The organism is Arthrobacter sp. U41 (assembly GCF_001750145.1).
In the GTDB taxonomy this organism is placed as follows: Bacteria; Actinomycetota; Actinomycetes; order Actinomycetales; family Micrococcaceae; genus Arthrobacter.
Window position 1 is genome coordinate 35515 of the sequence record NZ_CP015733.1, and the last position, 16458, is coordinate 51972.

The following is a 16458-nucleotide window of genomic DNA, read 5'->3' on the forward strand; positions in this document are numbered from 1 at the left end:
CTGCTGCGGGGATCTCGGACAGCGGAATGAGTGGATTCTTCTACGCTGCCAAGGCTGGCTGTTGATAACCATAGTGGACTTCGTTGGGCCGGCGGTAACCGAGCGCGGAGTGACGGCGCCGGCTGTTGTAAAACCCCTCGATATAGCGAATGACGTCGCTCCGGGCTTGTGATTTAGTCGCGTAAACGGTCCGATATACACGTTCGTTTTTCAGGGCAGAGAAGAACGATTCGGCCATGCTGTTGTCCCAGCACACGCCGGTGCGTCCCATCGAGGAGCGCATGCCCAGACTGAGGTGTGTCAAGGATGTGAGACAGCCGGGTAGTTTCTGGTCGGTTAAGCGGCCACGGTTTGTGGCTGGTTTTTTGTTTTGAAATTGGCCATCGCGGTGGCCGGCGGCAACCCGGCGTTATTGCTGTGCGGCCGCCAGCGGTTGTAAAACACCTCGATATAGCGCATGGTGGCCCGTCTGGCGTCCTGGCGGGTTGCGAAGCTGTGGTGATGGTAGAACTCGTTCTTCAGGGACGAGAACGCCGATTCGGCCACGGCATTATCCCAACAAACCCCAGTGGCTCCCATGGATTGCCGGACATTGTTCCCGGCGCACCATTTGCCCATTTCACGGGATGTATATTGCGTCCCTCTGTCGCTGTGGAAGATGGTGTTCGGCTCCAGATGTCCGCGGTCCCTGGCCATAGTCAAGGCGCCCGTAACCAGTGATGCACGCATGTGATCGGCCATCGCCCAGCCCACGATCATGCGGGTACACAGGTCAATGACGGTGGCCAGATACAGCCAGCCCTCATCCGTGCGCAGGTACGTGATGTCCCCAACGAGGCGGGTGCCTGGTGTGGCGGACGTGAAGTCACGCCCGATCAGATCCTCGAAACATTTATCCGGATCCGAGGGGATCGTGGTGCGTTTGAAGGCACGCATCCGCCGCGCTTGCCAGCCGTTCTCTGCCATGATCGCAGCGACGGTCCCCAACGATACTTGGACGCCTTCGGCGGTGAGTTTGTCGTGGACCATGCGGTGACCGAAGATCCCCTCGGACGAATCAAACATCGACTTCACCTGCCCGGTCAGCTCAGCGTGCCGGGCAGCCGTCGGGGTTTCTTCGGCGTTCAGCCAGCGGTAGTACGAGGCCCTCGGAACATCCAGCTCCGCGCACATCCACGCGACTGGAAACTCTGCGCTCTTCGCCTGAACAAGCCGGTAGGAATCTTCTACCGTTGTTCTTTGGCGAAGAACGCTGAAACTTTTTTTAGGAAATCGTTCTCCCGTTCAAGTTCCCGCATTCTGGCCTCCATGGCCCAGAATTTCGCGGGATCAATGGGTTCGTCAGTTTTCATCGCGGTATCGGGGTGACCTTCTCGGTGGTAGCGGACCCACCGGCGCAACGCGGTCACGGAGACCCCAAGTTCGGAGGCAACAGTCGCGATCGGACGGCCGGAAGTAATCACGAGATCTACAGCATCAGCCTTGAACTCATCAGAAAACGTGGGACGGGAAGACATGGGAACAATCCTTTCAAAGACTGTCTCACATCAGTAATACACCTCAGACCGGCCACCAGGGCCCTGAAATCGGTCGAGGTATACACGCTGCCCCGATCGCTGTTAAGCCGAATTCGGCTTAACTCCGATTATGCCGAGAAAACCGTTAAGCCGAGGTTGCGGCTTCTGCCCTTGTGATTCCTGGGTCACTGACCCGTTCCTCGGCTTAATGTTTCCGCCTAACCTGCCTTGTATCCATGCTCCTAGCAGAAGGACAAGGCAATGGTTACGACAGTCACGGCCATCGGAGATGTCGTTGTGGCCGCGTTGGAAGACGCCGGCTATATGCAGTCCACGATCGGCCAGGTTCGCAAGTCCATCAAATGGCTGGGTGTTCTGGCCAAGAAACAAGATGGCTTCTATACAAGCAAGCTGGGTGCGGAATTCGCCTCGATGACGACGAGCCCGCGGACCGGGCGGTACAGCGCCCAGCGCCATACCGATTACGGCCGCTTGGTGTGGTTATTTGACTCCTATGTGCTTACCGGCACCGTGGATCTTTCCATGAGGCCCCGGGGCAGGCAGAAGGAAAAGCCCAGCAGCCCGGAATTCTCCAAGCTACTGGTGTCGTGGTCCCAGGACATGGAGCAGCGTGGCCTCGCGCGTTCCACACAAGATTGTTTCGGCGGATTGGCCTGCGAGTATCTGATCTTCTTGGAGGCTTGCGGGATTTCCTCGTGGGATGACGCCGACGGATCCAGTGTCCTGGCATTTCTCGAGTCTCTTCGAAGCCGGTGGGCTGATTCGAGCATGTGGTCGGCGGTGGCCAGTTTCCGCCCGTTCCTGAAATTCACATCCCGCACGGATCTGCTCGATGCATTGGCACTGGTCCGGGCGAGACGGCACCACGAGATTGTTGCCTTGCTCGATTCCGGAGTTGAAGGAGAAGTTGTTGACGCCTGCCGGCAAGGATTGGTGTCCTCACAGGACGCGGCGATTGCGTTGCTCGCGTTGTCCACCGGTCTTCGTGCGTGCGATATCCGCGGCCTGCGGCTGGCGGACATCGACTGGCGGGGCGGCACGATCGGAATCGTGCAACAAAAGACCGGCAACCCACTGACCCTGCCGTTACCGCCACTGATCCTGGCCAAGCTTGGGCACTACGTGCTTGACGAGCGGCCGGTCTCCGCCGAGGAGGAAGTCTTCTTGAGGCTGAAGGCTCCGCATGTTGCCTTGGCTGACCATGCGGCGATTTACGTGGTTGTCAACAAGGTCTTTCATGCTTCCGGGGTGGCGGATGTGAAGGTTGGAACGCGTGCCCTTCGCTACAACGCGGCGTCCAAGCTGTTGCAGGCAGGCACCGCGTTGCCGACGATCTCGGCGATCCTCGGCCATGCCCACAGTGACTCGACCAATGTGTATCTGAGCGCGGATACCGAGCGGTTGCGCTCATGCGTCCTTCCGCTGCCGGAAGGGGCAGTGTGATGAGCACGTATAAATTCACCAGCGTGTTCGCCCGGGAACTGACGCGGTATCTCGCCTTCAAACAGGGCATGGGCTGCTACGGCGATTCGCGCATCTGGTACTTGCGCAGTTTCGACACCTACTGCACGGAACACCAGGTGGCGTCTTTCGACCAGCAGGCCGTAGAAGGTTGGGTCATGTTCAAGAAGTCCTCCCAGCCGGGCTCCAGCCCGTCCTGGATGTCATACATCAGGGATTTCGGCCGTTGGATGCGGACCCACGACAACCCGGAAGCGTATGTGCTTGCCGAGTCCTGGAAGAGCGGCTTCTTCCGCTCCCAGCCCTACTTGTTGAGCCGCGAGGAAATCTCGTTGTTCTTCCAATCCGCTACCGAGCTGGAGACCACTTCGCCGTGGAAATGGCAGTCCGTCGCCTTTTTTGCGCTGATGCACTCGTGCGGGCTTCGGACCTGCGAAACCCGCAGGCTGCAACCCCGGGATGTTGACCTCGATAAAGGGGAGATCGATGTCCTGTGGTCCAAGGCCAACAGGAGCCGGCGCCTGCCAATCACGGGCCAGGTCATCGATGTCCTCGCAGACTGCGACCGGACATCCCGCAAGAGGTTCGGGCAACAACGTCCCGGGTTCTTCGTCTCCTCGACCGCAGCCCCGGTATCACCGGCATCGATCGGGGTCACGTTTAACCGAATCTGGGACCAAGCCGGGTTGCCACGGGCAGTTGGTGGCAGACAGCCTCACCCCTACTCCTTCCGCCACCATTTCGCCTACGCCAACATCGAACGATGGATGGCCGAAGGCACCGACGTCAATGCGATGCTGCCCTACCTCGCCCGGTATATGGGGCATGCATCGCTGGACAGCACCTTCTACTACATCCACACATCACCGGACTTCATGGATGGCTACGCAGCACTCACCCACGACGGCCCAGGCGTGTTCCCCGAGGTGGGATTCGAATGAAACGCACAACCCACGAACCGGCACCTGATTTCTGGGGTTACGCACGGAACTACCTGCACGACTTCCTGCCCAACGTCAGGGAAATGGCGCCGCGCAGCATCGAGGCATACCGGATCAGTCTGGAAAGCTACCTCCATTACCTGGTCACGGAGAAGCAGGTCCGCCGCCAGAACATCGGCTTTGATCACTTCGACCGGCAATTCCTCAAGGACTGGCTGGTATGGATGCGGCAAACCAAGAAATACCTGCCCGCAACCATCGGCCTGCGCCTGAGCGCCGTCAAGGCCTTCCTGAATTTCGCGTCCGCGGAAGACCTCACCCTGGTCGCTGTTTACCAGGCTGCCAAGAACATCAAGGCACCAACCACACCGCGCAAACCCATCGAATACCTCCAAGAGAACGAGACGGCAGCGATTCTCGCCGCCTACGACGGCAACGACGTGAAGTCACGCCGGAACCGCATGCTGCTCATCCTGCTCTACGACAGCGGTGCCCGCGTCGGCGAGATCACCGCGCTAACCATTGACGACCTGGCACTGACAAGACCGGCCCACCTGACCCTCACGGGCAAACGGGATAAGAGCCGCGTCGTCCCCTTGGGCGAGAAGACCGTGGAACACCTGAAGGTCTATCTCGACGAGTTCCACCCGCAACGCGCAAACCGGCCCGCGACGCGGCCCCTGTTTTATAGCTTCCACCGCGGTCAACCGATTGCCCCTTCCAGCGACACCGTTGCCGCGGTGCTCAAGAAAGCCGGGGACGTCGCCCGCGAATGGTGCCCTTCGGTCCCGGGCAATCTCCACTGCCACATGCTGCGGAAGACCAAGGCCATGGACCTCTATAAGCAAGGCATACCGTTGCCGATCATCATGCAGCTGCTCGGACACGAAAGCATGAGCACCACCTCGGCGTTCTACGCCTTCGCCACCCTCGACATGATGCGGGCAGCGATGAAAGCGGCCACCCCTGCAATCGGCGAAACGAGCACCGATGTGCTCAGCGACGATGAACTTCAACTGCTCTACTCACTGAAATAACACCAAACATTAAGCCGAGGAACGGGTCAGTGACCCAGGAATCACAAGAGCAGAAGCCGCAACCTCGGCTTAACGGTTTTCTCGGCATAATCGGAGTTAAGCCGAATTCGGCTTAACAGCGATCGGGGCAGCGTGTATACCTCGACCGATTTCAGGGCCCTGGTGGCCGGTCTGGGCATGCGCTCCTCGATGGGACGCACCGGCGTGTGCTGGGACAACAGCATGGCCGAATCGTTCTTCTCTGCCCTGAAAAACGAACGTGTATATCGGACCGTTTACGCGACTAAATCACAAGCCCGGAGCGACGTCATTCGCTATATCGAGGGGTTTTACAACAGCCGGCGCCGTCACTCCGCGCTCGGTTACCGCCGGCCCAACGAAGTCCACTATGGTTATCAACAGCCAGCCTTGGCAGCGTAGAAGAATCCACTCATTCCGCTGTCCGAGATCCCCGCAGCAGCCCAGTTCTTGCCGGACGTGTTGTTGGTCCATCGTTTGATGGCCAACTCCACGGACTGACACAGATGTCTTTGCAGAGGGAACCCAGGCAGGGCCGGCACACTTTTATCTGTGCCGGCCCTGCGCTTTAAGGGTGTCTAACCCTTTTATCCGACGAGGTCTGGCGGCGTTTACGCCGCTTCGTCGATGTCTAGCGTCTCCTCCTTCGTCGTCGACGGGTCCGTCGACAGGCCCATCATCATTAGGTAGTGCCCTTCTTGGTTTTGTGCCTCGAAGATTCGGCGGAACACGCTCAGATTCGTCTCGATTGTTGTTGCTGTGGGTGAGTAGTCAAGGTCATCAAAAATCGCGTGTGAACCGGCATTTATCCAGGAGAACAAAGCGCGGCAGACGGCTTGATCCTCACCCTTAAACTTTTCTATTATCGAGGAGTTGTCTACACCACCGAGCACATTGAAGTACGTTTCAAGGATCCTGCGCAGAATGTTTTGGAGACCCCCCACCGATGAGGATGGATCCTGCGATGACTGTTTGACCTCTGCCCACAACGAGGCGTAAGCAGTCTGAATCGGGTTTTTCGTATCCAGGGAAAACTCGCTCGGTTTGTCGCTCCGCTTCCGGACAATCCCGTACTGCCATCCGCTGTTCTTTTCGCCTCGGGCCTTATATGTGACTTCTTTGTGGAAGTACGCGTTGTGCGTCAGCAGGACCAGCTGCCGAACTCGGCCCTTGCCGCCGCGGAATCTGTCAAGCCGATTGAGACACCGTGTTTTGGTTAGGCGTGTGCAGCGACCTCGCTTTGCTGTGGCTGGTTGATCCACGCAGCTGAGGGGCCTGCCGGCGGCAGTGGCGTTCTGCTGAAGCGGTGCGGGGTGGCGGTGTAGGCATTCTGCAGGACAGTGGCGCGGCGGGCGTGGATCGCCATGTAGGTGCCGTCAAAGACCGAGGCCGGGGTGTGGAGCCCGATCCCGGAATGGCGGTGTTCGAAATTGTAGTAAAGGAAAAAACCGTTGGCCCAGGCGATGGCGTCCTGGCGGGAACCGAACCGGCCGGGGTAGGTGTGGTGGTACTTCGTGGTCTTGAACGCCGCCTCGGAGTACGGGTTGTCGTTGGACACGCGGGGCCTGGAATGGGACCGGTCGATGCCAAGGTCGATCATCAGGTCGGCGACCGGTTTGGACGTCATGGACGTCCCCCGGTCGGCGTGGATGACCCCGGGCGTGCCGTGGATCATCACGGCATCGGCGATGAACTCCTTGGAGCCCAGCCCGGACTCGCGGGTGGTGATGTGCCAGTGCACGACGTAGCGGGAGAACAGGTCGATGATGACCATCAAATCGTAGTAGACGCCCCTGATCGGGCTGGGGAGTTTGGTGATGTCCCAGGACCAGACGTCGTTGGGTTGCGCCGCGACGAGTTCGGGTTTCTTCTTTGCCGGATGGGTGGCCTGGCGGCGGCGTTCACGCACCTGGCCGTGGCCGCGCAGGATGCGGTACATGCTTGATTCCGAGCACAGGTAGGTGCCCTGGTCCAGCAGGATCGCCCCGACCTGGGCCGGGGCCTTGTCGGCGAATTCCTCGCTGTTCAACCGGTCCAACACCTGTACGACCTCTTCATCGGTGAGCTTGTTTACCGGTGCCGGGCGCCGGGGTTTGGGTCCGTGTACCCTCGGGGCCAGAGAGCGGTAGTGTGTGGCCGGGGACCGTCCCGTGAGGGCACAGATGGCCCTTACGGGCAACAGCCCATCAAGTCCGACGAAGGCCCCGTCCACGGCGGCGCTCACGGCTTCTCGTTGTCCGCTCTCGAGGAGATGCCCTCCAAGAGAGCGTGTAATTTTCCCATCACGCTCAACGCCTCCTCAGTCCGTGCGAGTTTCGCTTCGGCCCGTTCGGCGCGGGACTTCATGGCCTCAAGCTGGGCCTCGGGGCTGTGCTTCTTTGCGGGCCTGGCGGCGGTGGCGAGGCCGGTAAGGGCGACGGCGTCCCGGGCCCGGCGCCAGGTGGTGATCTGGGAGGAGAACAAGCCCTCGCGGCGCAGGAAGGCGCCCTTGGCCCCGGGTCCGTCGAGGGACTCGTAGGTTTCCAGGATCGAGAGTTTCTCCCCCGGGGTGAAGGAGCGGCGGAGGGGCCTCTCTGCCCTGGGTTTTTCGGGATCGGCCATGGCTCCACCATCGGTGATGGCAGTGGGGGAAGCAAGTGCGGTGGTCACAGGAAATCGGTTTCCAAATCTCGCCCTTAAGGAGTCAGTGGGAAAAGTGGCGGTGTCTCACCCAATGCTGACAGACAGGGCCGGCGATGTCAGCGACTATGCGCCGAACGAGCGTCGACACGGAGTAGAGCACTTCGCTATCGAGGCTCGAGATCGGATCGTCGATGACTGCGACAAGTTCGTTTCGCTCGTTGCTGTCCTGAGGTGTGCCGTGAAGTGACTGTGCGAAGTACAGGAATGTGATGAATGTCTGCTCGCCTTCGCTGAGAGTGTCGGAAGCGATCTCGCCGTTCTCGCGCACCAGCGAGTATCCGTCTTTCACGGCGGTGGATGGCTTCAGCCAAAAGCTGTGGAAGCCGACCGATTTCAAGAGACTGTTGATGGTGGTGATAATCGGTCGGCTGGAGGTGATCTTTGCTTGGAGTTCACGGAGGCGTGCCTCCTTCGCTTGTAGGGTGCTGTCCTGCAATGCGATCTTGGCTTCCAGTCCTTCCTTGCCTTTGACCAAGCCAGGCATGGCACCTTCAAGGTGTGCCACTTCTGTTCCTAGTGTTATATGGGCGAAGCTGATCCAGCAGCGGTCAATGAGTGCCTTTTTTGCGGTTGCTCGGTTCTGCAGGCGCTGATTAAACGTTCTTATGGAGGCGTTGGCCTCCTCCACGAGGGTATTCACTGCATCCACCTCGGCAGCGGGATACACGGTGGTCACGATGGCGGACGGCCCGCTCAGTTTGGTCGCGAGTGTCAATGCCATTTGCTCAAGTGCTTGCTCAAGTTCTAGCCGTGCTGCGTGGAAACGCTCGGCGTTGAGATGATCCGCCACCCTCGGGTGCCCCAGGACGTCGTCAAAGTAGATTTGCCAGGCGTCGACCCAGGACCGGGCGTGCCGCTGCAACCCTTTCAACTGCTCTATCTGCTGCGCATATCGTCTATCGAAGTAGGCGTCCAGTTGCTCGATGAGGTCGGCTGGAACCCTCTGCTGGCAAAAGGGGCATACGTCCGCGGCCTTGTCTAGATAGTGACGCCCATGCTCTACCCAATCTGCGTTCTGAAGCTGTTGGATCAACGGTGCAAGGTGCACGTCAGTACTGCCAACAACTGGAGTTGCGAGAAGGAAGAATCCGGGCTCATCTTCGAGACGGATATGTCGTCCAAGAGGAATTTCCGCAATCTGAGCGGCTCCCTCATCCAGTACAGCCGTCGCTTCGGTTTCCAACGCATCGAAACTCTCGGCAGACGATTTGTTCTCGGTCGCGGCTTGGAGTAGCCGGTTGAGCAGCTTCTCCTTGTTGTTGCTGAATCCGACAAACATCTGTCGGAGCCCGGACGGGACTTCAGTGCGCTTGCTCCAAGCAGCGTCTTTTAGCGTGTCCCTAGCAATTTCGATCTCCGCCTGCTTTTTCGCTAGATCGTCGCGAAGCTGTCCGAGTCGTTTTTTCGTGGTGCTTATGATCCCGGAGGGCGTGGTCAGCTCGTCAATCTCAGCCCGTAGATTGCCGTTCGTCACACCGAGCGTGAACACCCCAGGAAGATTCGCGGCCTGCTTCAGGGTATTGGTGACGTAGTCACGGTTGTAGACCTTGATGTCGTGCGCGTCCGTTTGCGGACTCCATACGAGCTCGGTCCCTGGGAAGCGACCTGGGTCAGCGAATGCGCGGCTGATAGTTGTCTTGCCGGATCCGTTCGCGCCGAAAATGAAAGTGACCGGTGTGAGCGGACCAATGGTGGTGTCACCTTCTGAGCCAAATGCGGGAGTGCCCCTCAACTGCAGCGCATCAAGCATCGATGATGCCGCCTGCGGGGAGGAACGTCGATATCTTCATAATCTCGGTGTGAAGTTTCACGATGTCGAGCCTCGTGAAACCCGCCTGGTTCCTACGTTCTGCAGGGACCGCCGCGCCGAGAGGATTGAACTGAACCTGAACTTTGGTGGGCAATGTTTGCTCCTTTCGATCAGATTCTCCATCGGATTTACATACAACGCCGGGCGACTCACGGGAGAGAATCAGGAATTGGTACCGGTGAGAATTCGATGGGCCGGGGAGCGGCTATATCTCGGACCGCACAAAAACGAATCTGCACCCGTCAAATACGACCGATATCTTGGGTCCTCCGGCTGCTGTCCGTCATGTATTCCATGAAGGTCCGGGGCTCCGGTTACAGCGTGGTGGACGAACCGACGTCTAGTCCATCCACGAAGCGGACGGGAGCCGGGTAGCCGGCGGTGGGGGCGCGGGAGCCGGCATCGATTGTTGGCCAAGCGCCCGCACCGTTGAGGCGTGGGCGGCCACTACGGGGCGCTTCAGAAAACGGAAAAAATACCACGCTAAGCCTTGGAAGGTGATCGTATGGGGCATGAATTTGCCTGTGCCGATCCTGTGCGGCCTGCAGGACAATGAGGTGAGACACCAGATTTCAGCCCGCCTCGGCGGTGGCCAGCGGCGGTTTTCCGTTTAGCTCGCGGCGGGCAGTGCGTCCGGGATCCGCGGCTTGGAGTTTCCGGCGAAGGTGAACCTGGCGTCCTCGCCTTCGCCGTCCACATCCACCACCACGATGTCGCCGGCGTGCAGCTCGCCGAGGAGGATCTTCTCGGAGAGCTGGTCCTCGATCTCGCGCTGGATGGTGCGGCGCAGCGGCCGGGCACCCATGGCCGGGTCGTAGCCGCGGGTTGCCAGGAGCACCTTGGCCGCGGGCGTGAGCTCGATGCCCATGTCCTTGTCCGCCAGCCGCTTCTCCAGCCGGCCCACGAACATGTCCACGATCTCGATGATCTCGTCCTGGGTCAGCTGTGGGAAGACGATGACGTCGTCAACCCGGTTCAGGAACTCGGGGCGGAAGTGGGCCTTGAGCTCCTCCGTGACGCGGGCGCGCATCCGGTTGTAGCCGGTCTGCGTGTCCGTGCCGGATTGGAAGCCGGTGGCCACGCTCTTGGAGATGTCGCGGGTGCCGAGGTTGGTGGTCATGATGATCACCGTGTTCTTGAAGTCCACCACCCGGCCATGGGAGTCGGTCAGGCGGCCGTCTTCCATGATCTGCAGCAGTGAGTTGAAGAGGTCGGCGTGGGCCTTCTCGACTTCGTCGAAGAGCACCACGGAGAACGGACGACGCCGGACCTTCTCGGTCAGCTGCCCGCCCTCGTCGTAGCCCACGTACCCGGGAGGGGCACCGAAGAGCCGCGACACCGTGTGCTTCTCGGAGTATTCGGACATGTCCAGGGTGATCAGGGCGTCCTCCTCGCCGAACAGGAACTCGGCAAGTGCCTTGGCGAGCTCGGTTTTGCCGACGCCGGTGGGGCCGGCGAAGATGAACGAGCCGCCGGGACGCTTCGGGTCCTTGAGGCCGGCACGGGTGCGGCGGATAGCCCGCGAAACGGACCTAATCGCCTCCTCCTGGCCCACGACGCGCATGTGCAGCTCGTCTTCCATCTTCAGCAGGCGGGAGGACTCCTCCTCAGTGAGCTTGAACACCGGGATGCCGGTGGAATTCGCCAGCACCTCGGCGATCAGTTCCTCATCAACTTCGGAGATATCGTCCATGCCGCCGGTCTTCCAGTGGCGTTCCTTCTGTCTGCGCACGGCGACGAGCTTCTGCTCCTGGTCGCGCAGCGCTGCGGCACCTTCGTAGTCCTCCGCATCCAACGCGGACTCCTTCTCCATTTTCAGAGAAGCGATGCGCTCGTCCATCGCCTTGAGCTCCGGCGGTGCGCTCATGCGCCGGATACGCAGCCGGGCGCCAGCCTCATCGATCAGGTCGATGGCCTTGTCCGGCAGGAAGCGGTCCGAGATGTAACGCTCCGAGAGGTTCGCGGCGGCGACCAGCGCGCCGTCGGTGATGGTGACCCGGTGGTGTGCCTCGTACCGGTCACGAAGGCCCTTGAGGATCTCGATTGCGTCGGCCACGGAGGGTTCCGGGACCTGGATCGGCTGGAAGCGGCGCTCCAGGGCAGCATCCTTCTCGATGTGCTTGCGGTAGTCATCGAGCGTGGTCGCACCAATGGTCTGCAGCTCGCCCCGGGCCAGCAACGGCTTCAGGATCGAAGCCGCATCGATCGCACCCTCGGCCGCACCGGCACCGACAAGGGTGTGGATCTCATCAATGAACAAAAGAATATCCCCGCGGGTGCGGATCTCCTTCAGGACCTTCTTCAGCCGCTCCTCGAAGTCACCGCGGTACCGGGAACCGGCAACCACGGAGCCCAGGTCCAGCGTGTACAGCTGCTTGTCCTTGAGAGTCTCCGGGACGTCGCCGCGGACAATTGCCTGGGCCAGGCCCTCGACGACGGCGGTCTTGCCGACGCCCGGCTCACCGATCAGCACAGGGTTGTTCTTGGTCCGGCGGGACAGGACCTGCATGACGCGTTCCATCTCGGATTCGCGACCGATCACCGGGTCAAGCTTGTTCTCCCGCGCAGCCTGGGTCAGGTTGCGGCCGAACTGGTCCAGCACCACGGAACCGGCCGGAGTCGCTTCAGCCTGGTCCTGGCCGACGCCGGCGCCGGTGGTTTCCTTGCCCTGATAACCGGACAGCAGCTGGATGACCTGCTGGCGGACCCGGTTCAGGTCAGCGCCGAGCTTGACCAGCACCTGGGCGGCAATACCTTCATCCTCGCGGATGAGGCCGAGCAGGATGTGCTCGGTGCCGATGTAGTTGTGTCCCAGCTGCAGGGCCTCGCGCAGGGCGAGTTCCAGCACCTTCTTGGCGCGCGGCGTGAAGGGGATGTGGCCGGAGGGGGACTGCTGGCCCGGGCCGATGATCTCCTGCACCTGCTCGCGGACGCCCTCGAGCGAGATACCCAAGGTCTCAAGGGCTTTGGCGGCAACACCTTCACCCTCGCGGATCAGACCCAAGAGGATGTGTTCGGTACCAATGTAACCGTGGTTCAGCATGCGTGCCTCTTCCTGGGCAAGCACAACCACGCGACGGGCACGGTCCGTAAATCGCTCAAACATTTCGCCACACTCCTGGCTGCCGCCTGCCTTGATGCTACGTCGCCTCAGGCCCCCTTGGGGGTGTTCGCGGCAGGCAGGATATTACAGAGCCAGATTCATGTGACCTTCCCGGGTAAGGGGCAGGCTTTCACACCGCTATCTGGCGAGCCACAGCAAGTGACCTCCGCCGCAATGACACCTCCTGTAGTGTGCGCGCACCAATGCGGAACCGCAGCGAATCGGTTCCAGCGTCGACTCTTAAGATGCAGTGGGCCCAGGCAGCGCATCCGGTGCCTTCGTCATCCGCTGACTTCCGCGCGCCGTAATCGGTCGTATTTGAGACGTGAGGCAGACGACGGTTGGAGTCTGCCAGCTGAACATCGTCATTTCCGGTTCCGGGATCGGGGCCACCATCCCCGAGAAGACGGACCAAGCGGCGGCGCCGAAAGAGGCTTATGGAGTCCGGGCCAGGTCCCGGCCGGCCGCTCAGGCGGCTGTGGTGATGGCGGGGGCGCGGGGACGGGCCAGGGAGTGGGTGGGCCGTGTACCGGGACGGCCGGGGGCGGCGGTCCTGGTTCTGTGATCCGGCGAGGGTACGGGCCCGGCTGCCGTGTCGGCGGAAGGAGCCGGGCACCTGTCGGTGATGTGGCCCATTCCGGCGTATTCGCGGACGTCCCGGATTCCGGTGACGGCGGACTGCTTGTCGGGAAAACTCCGGGAGACTGCCATCACCGTCCCGTCGGGTGCCGTGATGCTGAATCTGAAGCCCGAGTCTTCGTCGTTGAAGAGTTCGAACATGCCTGCCATGGGTCTCCTCCCGGCGGTGACCGCCCGCCTTGGCTGCGATGGTTTGTCGTCGGGGCGGAAACACGGCGCTGGGCTGCCGCCCCGACGGTCTGGTAAAGGCACGGAATCTCGGATGGCGAAAAGTGTGAAGCAGGCCACACGTCCGCCCCCAAAGCTACCCGGGAAACCGGGTACCGGCCAGTAGAAGTTTTAGCGCCAGGGACTGGTCACCCGCTGATTCAGGCCTGTTCCGGGATTTCCCAGCCGTCGGTTTCGGTGTAGCCGGCGACCACATCGCCGCCACCGAAGGCGCGGCTGGGCTCGGGGCTGAAGCGCAGCAACGCTGTTCTGCAGCCGGCCTCCCGCACCGCGCCGACAGCCCTGACGAGGGCCTCGTGGAGGTCGCTGCCGTCCACGGCCGAGCGGATCTCGGCATTCTGATTGGCGGTGTACTCAAGGTAGAACGGCATGGTGGAAGCATGCCACAGGCCGCCGGGGAACGACAGGTGCTCCTGAGGGCTCCGGGCAAGGCAAGCCCGGTGGCAGGGGGCCATCAACCGGCTTCCCGGACGGCGAAGGGGAGTGACGGGTTTCCTTGTCAGGTTCTGCGTCCGGGATTAGCCTGAAGTCCGGAACACAGCTCATTGCCTGGGTCTGCGGGGTACAGCCCCACAGACAGGCCGAAGCTCTCCACGATTAAGGAGCACGTCAATGTCGACCATCTCCCATGCCCACAGGCCCGGCAATTCCCGGCAGCCCTACGGGCAGCGGCTGTGGTGCCCCAGGTGCCGCACGGACCAGCACCTGGCCATCGATGCCATCGAGCAGCCCTCTCCTCCTGAACAAGAACTGGTCGAGGTCTCCTACACCTGCGTGGGCTGCGATTTCCTCTACGCCCACGCCGCCACCGTTGCGCAGGCCGCAGCCATCCTCAACCGGCCGGGCCCGGCGAGGACGCCGGGAATTTTGCAGTTCGGCGGAGCGTATATCCACTGCGGTGAACCCATGCACACCGCCGGTTCCGACGAGCACAGCATCTATGCCCCGATGAGCACCGAACAGTCCAGCGAACCCGTTCTGGACGTCTATCTCCGCACCCGGGTTCTGAAATGCTCCTGTGGCTTCCAGATGGAAATACCGGACTGAACCCGGATCCACATGAACAGTTATGGCACGTCCCGGGGCGGCCGGCGGCGCTGTGCCGACAGTGCCCGGCATGAGACGATTCCCGCATGAATCAGAACGACTCCCGCTCGGCGGGCCGTCCCGCCCGCGGTTACGCCGACACCGGACACAGTCACCATCAGGAGATCCTGACCAGAGAACAGCTGCAGGCTATGGGGCAACGGCGCAAGGACGCTGAACAAAAACTTGAACGCCCGGCGGGAAGCGTCGGTAGCAACGGTTCCCTCGTCGGCGCCGCCTGCCACGACGACGGCGATGTCACCACTTCACTCTGCTGGAACTGTGGTTTCGGCACCGCCCCCAGGCGAGGACTTCATCGAGCACTACAATCAGAACAGGCCCCACACGGCGCTCAAAAGTCGCCTCACCCACCAAACGCGTCACCAACGTACCGGGTTAGTACTTCTGGGCGGGCAGCTGCTAAGGCGCCAGGCGGTGGTAGGCGGAGGCAAAATGTATGAGCGGATCCGGTACCTCCGAGCCCGGAGCGTCACCGCCCAACGCGACTACCTCTCCTACGACGAGCAGATGTGTAGCTGCCGGATGGATGGCAACCGTTCTCAGCTCGAAGTACGCGATCGATCCGTCGAGGATCACCGATCCGGTGGCCGGGCCACGGCGGTACGGGACCTGGGCCAGCAGGCCCTCAACCGGGGTCCCTGGACTGGCCAGCCAGTCCGCCGCGCCTTGGTGTTTGCTGCGCAGCAGACTCAACGCCCATGTACCCGTCGCGGCGACCGCTTCGCCGATGCGTGAGCCCGCGTAGAGGCTGACCAGCATCGTGGGAGGGTCATAGGAGACGGAGAGAAAAGCAGTCACCGTTGCCGCGTAGTCGCGCTTGCGCAGGGATGTGGAAACAACAGCGACGCCGGCGGAGATGTCCGCGCTGAGCACGCGGTACAGATCGATGTCCGCCTGGGAAGGCTGTTCGCCGTCAAGGCGGTGCGCGTCCAACGTCCCTGGACTCTCCATAAAGTACATCGTTTCACGCGCCGAACCGTAGGAGTGCTGTTATTCCCTGCACTGGACATCCCCGCATCAACCTTCTGCGTTGAGCGCCGCTTTTCCCCGTGGCCCCATCGTGGGACCATGCCTGCATGAGCGAAAGTGAAAACAATGGTCCGGCGCCCCCCGCCACTGATGGAGGGGGAAGGAATGACCGGGCGCCGGCAAGCAGGGAACATCAGGCAGCGCCGCCCACCCAGGGGATGCGCACCGTGGGCCAGCGTCGCCGGGATGCGGAACAGAAGCTTGAGGAGCATCAGCAGGAGGCCCGCCACAAGACCGAAGCCGAAGACGGCTCCGAGGAACCCTCGGCGAGCCAGTAACGGCCTTTGAGCGGCTTGAGGCGGGCTTTTCGTCAACGGTGCGTCGGCGCTTGAGGAACCGAAGCGAGGAAGTCCAGGCATTGATTGGCCCCGGACTCATGGTCTGAACGTTCGTAACCGCATACGGTGAACGGCGGCACGTCCTTCAAACCTTGCCCGCGGGCGGGGTCTACGTTCGGGGTTTTCACAAGGAGTTTCGACCAGACTTGCCCCGTCCTGATGTTGCACGGTGTCCGCGCACCTCGGGTCTGGTCACCGGGCGCGGCCCCCAGCATTGCCGGGCCCGGCGACTATCCTGGCAGCAGCGCCCGGCCGGTGACGGCCCTGCTGCGCGGCGGCTCACAGGCAGGTGTGGGACCTTATCAATCCGGGACGGCAGCGGCACAGCGAAGCGCCTGAGAACCGCCATCGGTGGGACAGATGCGTTTCACGGAGTGCCGCGTCGGTGCCCTTGACGGCGCGTCAGTAACAGTCAACCAACCCGATGCTGTGTCTATGTCAATCTCATCCGGGTTACTGGAAACGGAAAAAATCCCACGCTAGCCCTGCCCCGACTCGGCACCCAGGGCTGGTGACAATGGACCCGG

Annotated in this window: 14 protein-coding genes and 3 pseudogenes; 5 read left to right on the forward strand and 12 right to left on the reverse strand. The window is 61.4% G+C overall.

Going from position 1 to position 16458, the window contains the following annotated elements; all coding sequences use genetic code 11:
* Positions 1 to 40: 40 nt before the first annotated feature.
* The 3 genes and pseudogenes from ASPU41_RS22320 to ASPU41_RS20090 form a co-directional block, all read right to left on the reverse strand.
* Positions 41 to 289: pseudogene (locus ASPU41_RS22320) on the reverse strand (integrase core domain-containing protein); the annotation flags it as partial.
* A gap of 47 nt (positions 290 to 336) precedes the next feature.
* Positions 337 to 1206, reverse strand: a pseudogene (locus ASPU41_RS20085) (IS3 family transposase); the annotation flags it as partial.
* Positions 1207 to 1226: 20 nt separating this feature from the next.
* On the reverse strand, positions 1227 to 1517 hold the full coding sequence (locus tag ASPU41_RS20090) for a transposase (RefSeq protein ID WP_069951590.1): 291 nt from the start codon (positions 1515 to 1517) through the stop codon (positions 1227 to 1229).
* A 261-nt stretch (positions 1518 to 1778) separates the two neighbouring features.
* Between ASPU41_RS20090 and ASPU41_RS20095 the strand changes: the two genes are divergently transcribed.
* From ASPU41_RS20095 to ASPU41_RS22325, 4 genes and pseudogenes are all read left to right on the forward strand, one after another.
* Entirely contained in the window at positions 1779 to 2981 is a 1203-nt protein-coding gene (locus ASPU41_RS20095; protein WP_069952867.1) for a tyrosine-type recombinase/integrase, read from the forward strand.
* Positions 2981 to 3940: a tyrosine-type recombinase/integrase gene (locus ASPU41_RS20100; protein ID WP_069952868.1), complete on the forward strand. Its 960-nt coding sequence runs from the start codon at positions 2981 to 2983 to the stop codon at positions 3938 to 3940. The genes ASPU41_RS20095 and ASPU41_RS20100 overlap by 1 nt, the downstream gene beginning before the upstream one ends.
* Positions 3937 to 4977, forward strand: coding sequence for a tyrosine-type recombinase/integrase (locus tag ASPU41_RS20105; protein ID WP_069952869.1), 1041 nt, complete (start codon positions 3937 to 3939; stop codon positions 4975 to 4977). The genes ASPU41_RS20100 and ASPU41_RS20105 overlap by 4 nt, the downstream gene beginning before the upstream one ends.
* 90 nt (positions 4978 to 5067) lie before the next feature.
* A pseudogene (locus ASPU41_RS22325) lies at positions 5068 to 5397 on the forward strand (integrase core domain-containing protein); the annotation flags it as partial.
* A 209-nt stretch (positions 5398 to 5606) separates the two neighbouring features.
* Here the strand turns inward: ASPU41_RS22325 and ASPU41_RS22330 are convergent.
* The 8 genes from ASPU41_RS22330 to ASPU41_RS20145 all read right to left on the reverse strand — a co-directional run bounded on the left by ASPU41_RS22330 (position 5607) and on the right by ASPU41_RS20145 (position 13828).
* A complete protein-coding gene (locus ASPU41_RS22330) occupies positions 5607 to 6257 on the reverse strand; it encodes an AAA family ATPase (RefSeq protein WP_083266725.1) in 651 nt (216 codons plus the stop codon).
* Complete coding sequence (locus tag ASPU41_RS20120) at positions 6212 to 7219, reverse strand: DDE-type integrase/transposase/recombinase (RefSeq protein ID WP_083266726.1); 1008 nt, start codon at positions 7217 to 7219, stop codon at positions 6212 to 6214. Before ASPU41_RS20120 ends, ASPU41_RS22330 begins: the two co-directional genes overlap by 46 nt.
* Entirely contained in the window at positions 7216 to 7644 is a 429-nt protein-coding gene (locus ASPU41_RS20125; protein ID WP_157357156.1) for a hypothetical protein, read from the reverse strand. Before ASPU41_RS20125 ends, ASPU41_RS20120 begins: the two co-directional genes overlap by 4 nt.
* Before the next feature lie 34 nt (positions 7645 to 7678).
* Positions 7679 to 9427 (reverse strand): AAA family ATPase, encoded by a 1749-nt coding sequence (locus ASPU41_RS20130; protein WP_069952872.1) that lies wholly within the window; start codon positions 9425 to 9427, stop codon positions 7679 to 7681.
* A complete protein-coding gene (locus tag ASPU41_RS22850) occupies positions 9420 to 9581 on the reverse strand; it encodes a hypothetical protein (protein WP_157357157.1) in 162 nt (53 codons plus the stop codon). Before ASPU41_RS22850 ends, ASPU41_RS20130 begins: the two co-directional genes overlap by 8 nt.
* A gap of 516 nt (positions 9582 to 10097) precedes the next feature.
* The gene (locus ASPU41_RS20135) at positions 10098 to 12593 is read right to left on the reverse strand and encodes an ATP-dependent Clp protease ATP-binding subunit (protein ID WP_069952873.1); all 2496 of its coding nucleotides are present in this window, start codon (positions 12591 to 12593) and stop codon (positions 10098 to 10100) included.
* A 465-nt stretch (positions 12594 to 13058) separates the two neighbouring features.
* Positions 13059 to 13379, reverse strand: coding sequence for a YegP family protein (locus ASPU41_RS20140; protein ID WP_069952874.1), 321 nt, complete (start codon positions 13377 to 13379; stop codon positions 13059 to 13061).
* 218 nt (positions 13380 to 13597) lie between these two features.
* Positions 13598 to 13828 carry a hypothetical protein gene (locus ASPU41_RS20145; protein WP_069952875.1) on the reverse strand — a complete coding sequence of 77 codons (231 nt, stop codon included), beginning with the start codon at positions 13826 to 13828 and terminating at the stop codon, positions 13598 to 13600.
* A gap of 241 nt (positions 13829 to 14069) precedes the next feature.
* On the opposite strand from ASPU41_RS20145, the gene ASPU41_RS20150 reads away from it, so the two are divergent.
* Positions 14070 to 14504 carry a hypothetical protein gene (locus ASPU41_RS20150; protein WP_069952876.1) on the forward strand — a complete coding sequence of 145 codons (435 nt, stop codon included), beginning with the start codon at positions 14070 to 14072 and terminating at the stop codon, positions 14502 to 14504.
* Positions 14505 to 14963: 459 nt separating this feature from the next.
* On the opposite strand, the gene ASPU41_RS20155 is transcribed toward ASPU41_RS20150, so the two are convergent.
* Positions 14964 to 15515, reverse strand: coding sequence for a flavin reductase family protein (locus ASPU41_RS20155; protein WP_069952965.1), 552 nt, complete (start codon positions 15513 to 15515; stop codon positions 14964 to 14966).
* Positions 15516 to 16458 lie beyond the last annotated feature (943 nt).

Bases quoted from the DNA above. Each gene is read 5' to 3' on its own strand.
- ASPU41_RS20090 (WP_069951590.1), bottom strand. From the start codon at position 1,517: ATGTCTTCCCGTCCCACGTTTTCTGATGAGTTCAAGGCTGATGCTGTA.
- ASPU41_RS20100 (WP_069952868.1), top strand. From the start codon at position 2,981: ATGAGCACGTATAAATTCACCAGCGTGTTCGCCCGGGAACTGACGCGG.
- ASPU41_RS20145 (WP_069952875.1), bottom strand. From the start codon at position 13,828: ATGCCGTTCTACCTTGAGTACACCGCCAATCAGAATGCCGAGATCCGC.
- ASPU41_RS20095 (WP_069952867.1), top strand. From the start codon at position 1,779: ATGGTTACGACAGTCACGGCCATCGGAGATGTCGTTGTGGCCGCGTTG.
- ASPU41_RS20135 (WP_069952873.1), bottom strand. From the start codon at position 12,593: ATGTTTGAGCGATTTACGGACCGTGCCCGTCGCGTGGTTGTGCTTGCC.
- ASPU41_RS20105 (WP_069952869.1), top strand. From the start codon at position 3,937: ATGAAACGCACAACCCACGAACCGGCACCTGATTTCTGGGGTTACGCA.
- ASPU41_RS20155 (WP_069952965.1), bottom strand. From the start codon at position 15,515: ATGGAGAGTCCAGGGACGTTGGACGCGCACCGCCTTGACGGCGAACAG.
- ASPU41_RS20130 (WP_069952872.1), bottom strand. From the start codon at position 9,427: ATGCTTGATGCGCTGCAGTTGAGGGGCACTCCCGCATTTGGCTCAGAA.
- ASPU41_RS20140 (WP_069952874.1), bottom strand. From the start codon at position 13,379: ATGGCAGGCATGTTCGAACTCTTCAACGACGAAGACTCGGGCTTCAGA.
- ASPU41_RS20150 (WP_069952876.1), top strand. From the start codon at position 14,070: ATGTCGACCATCTCCCATGCCCACAGGCCCGGCAATTCCCGGCAGCCC.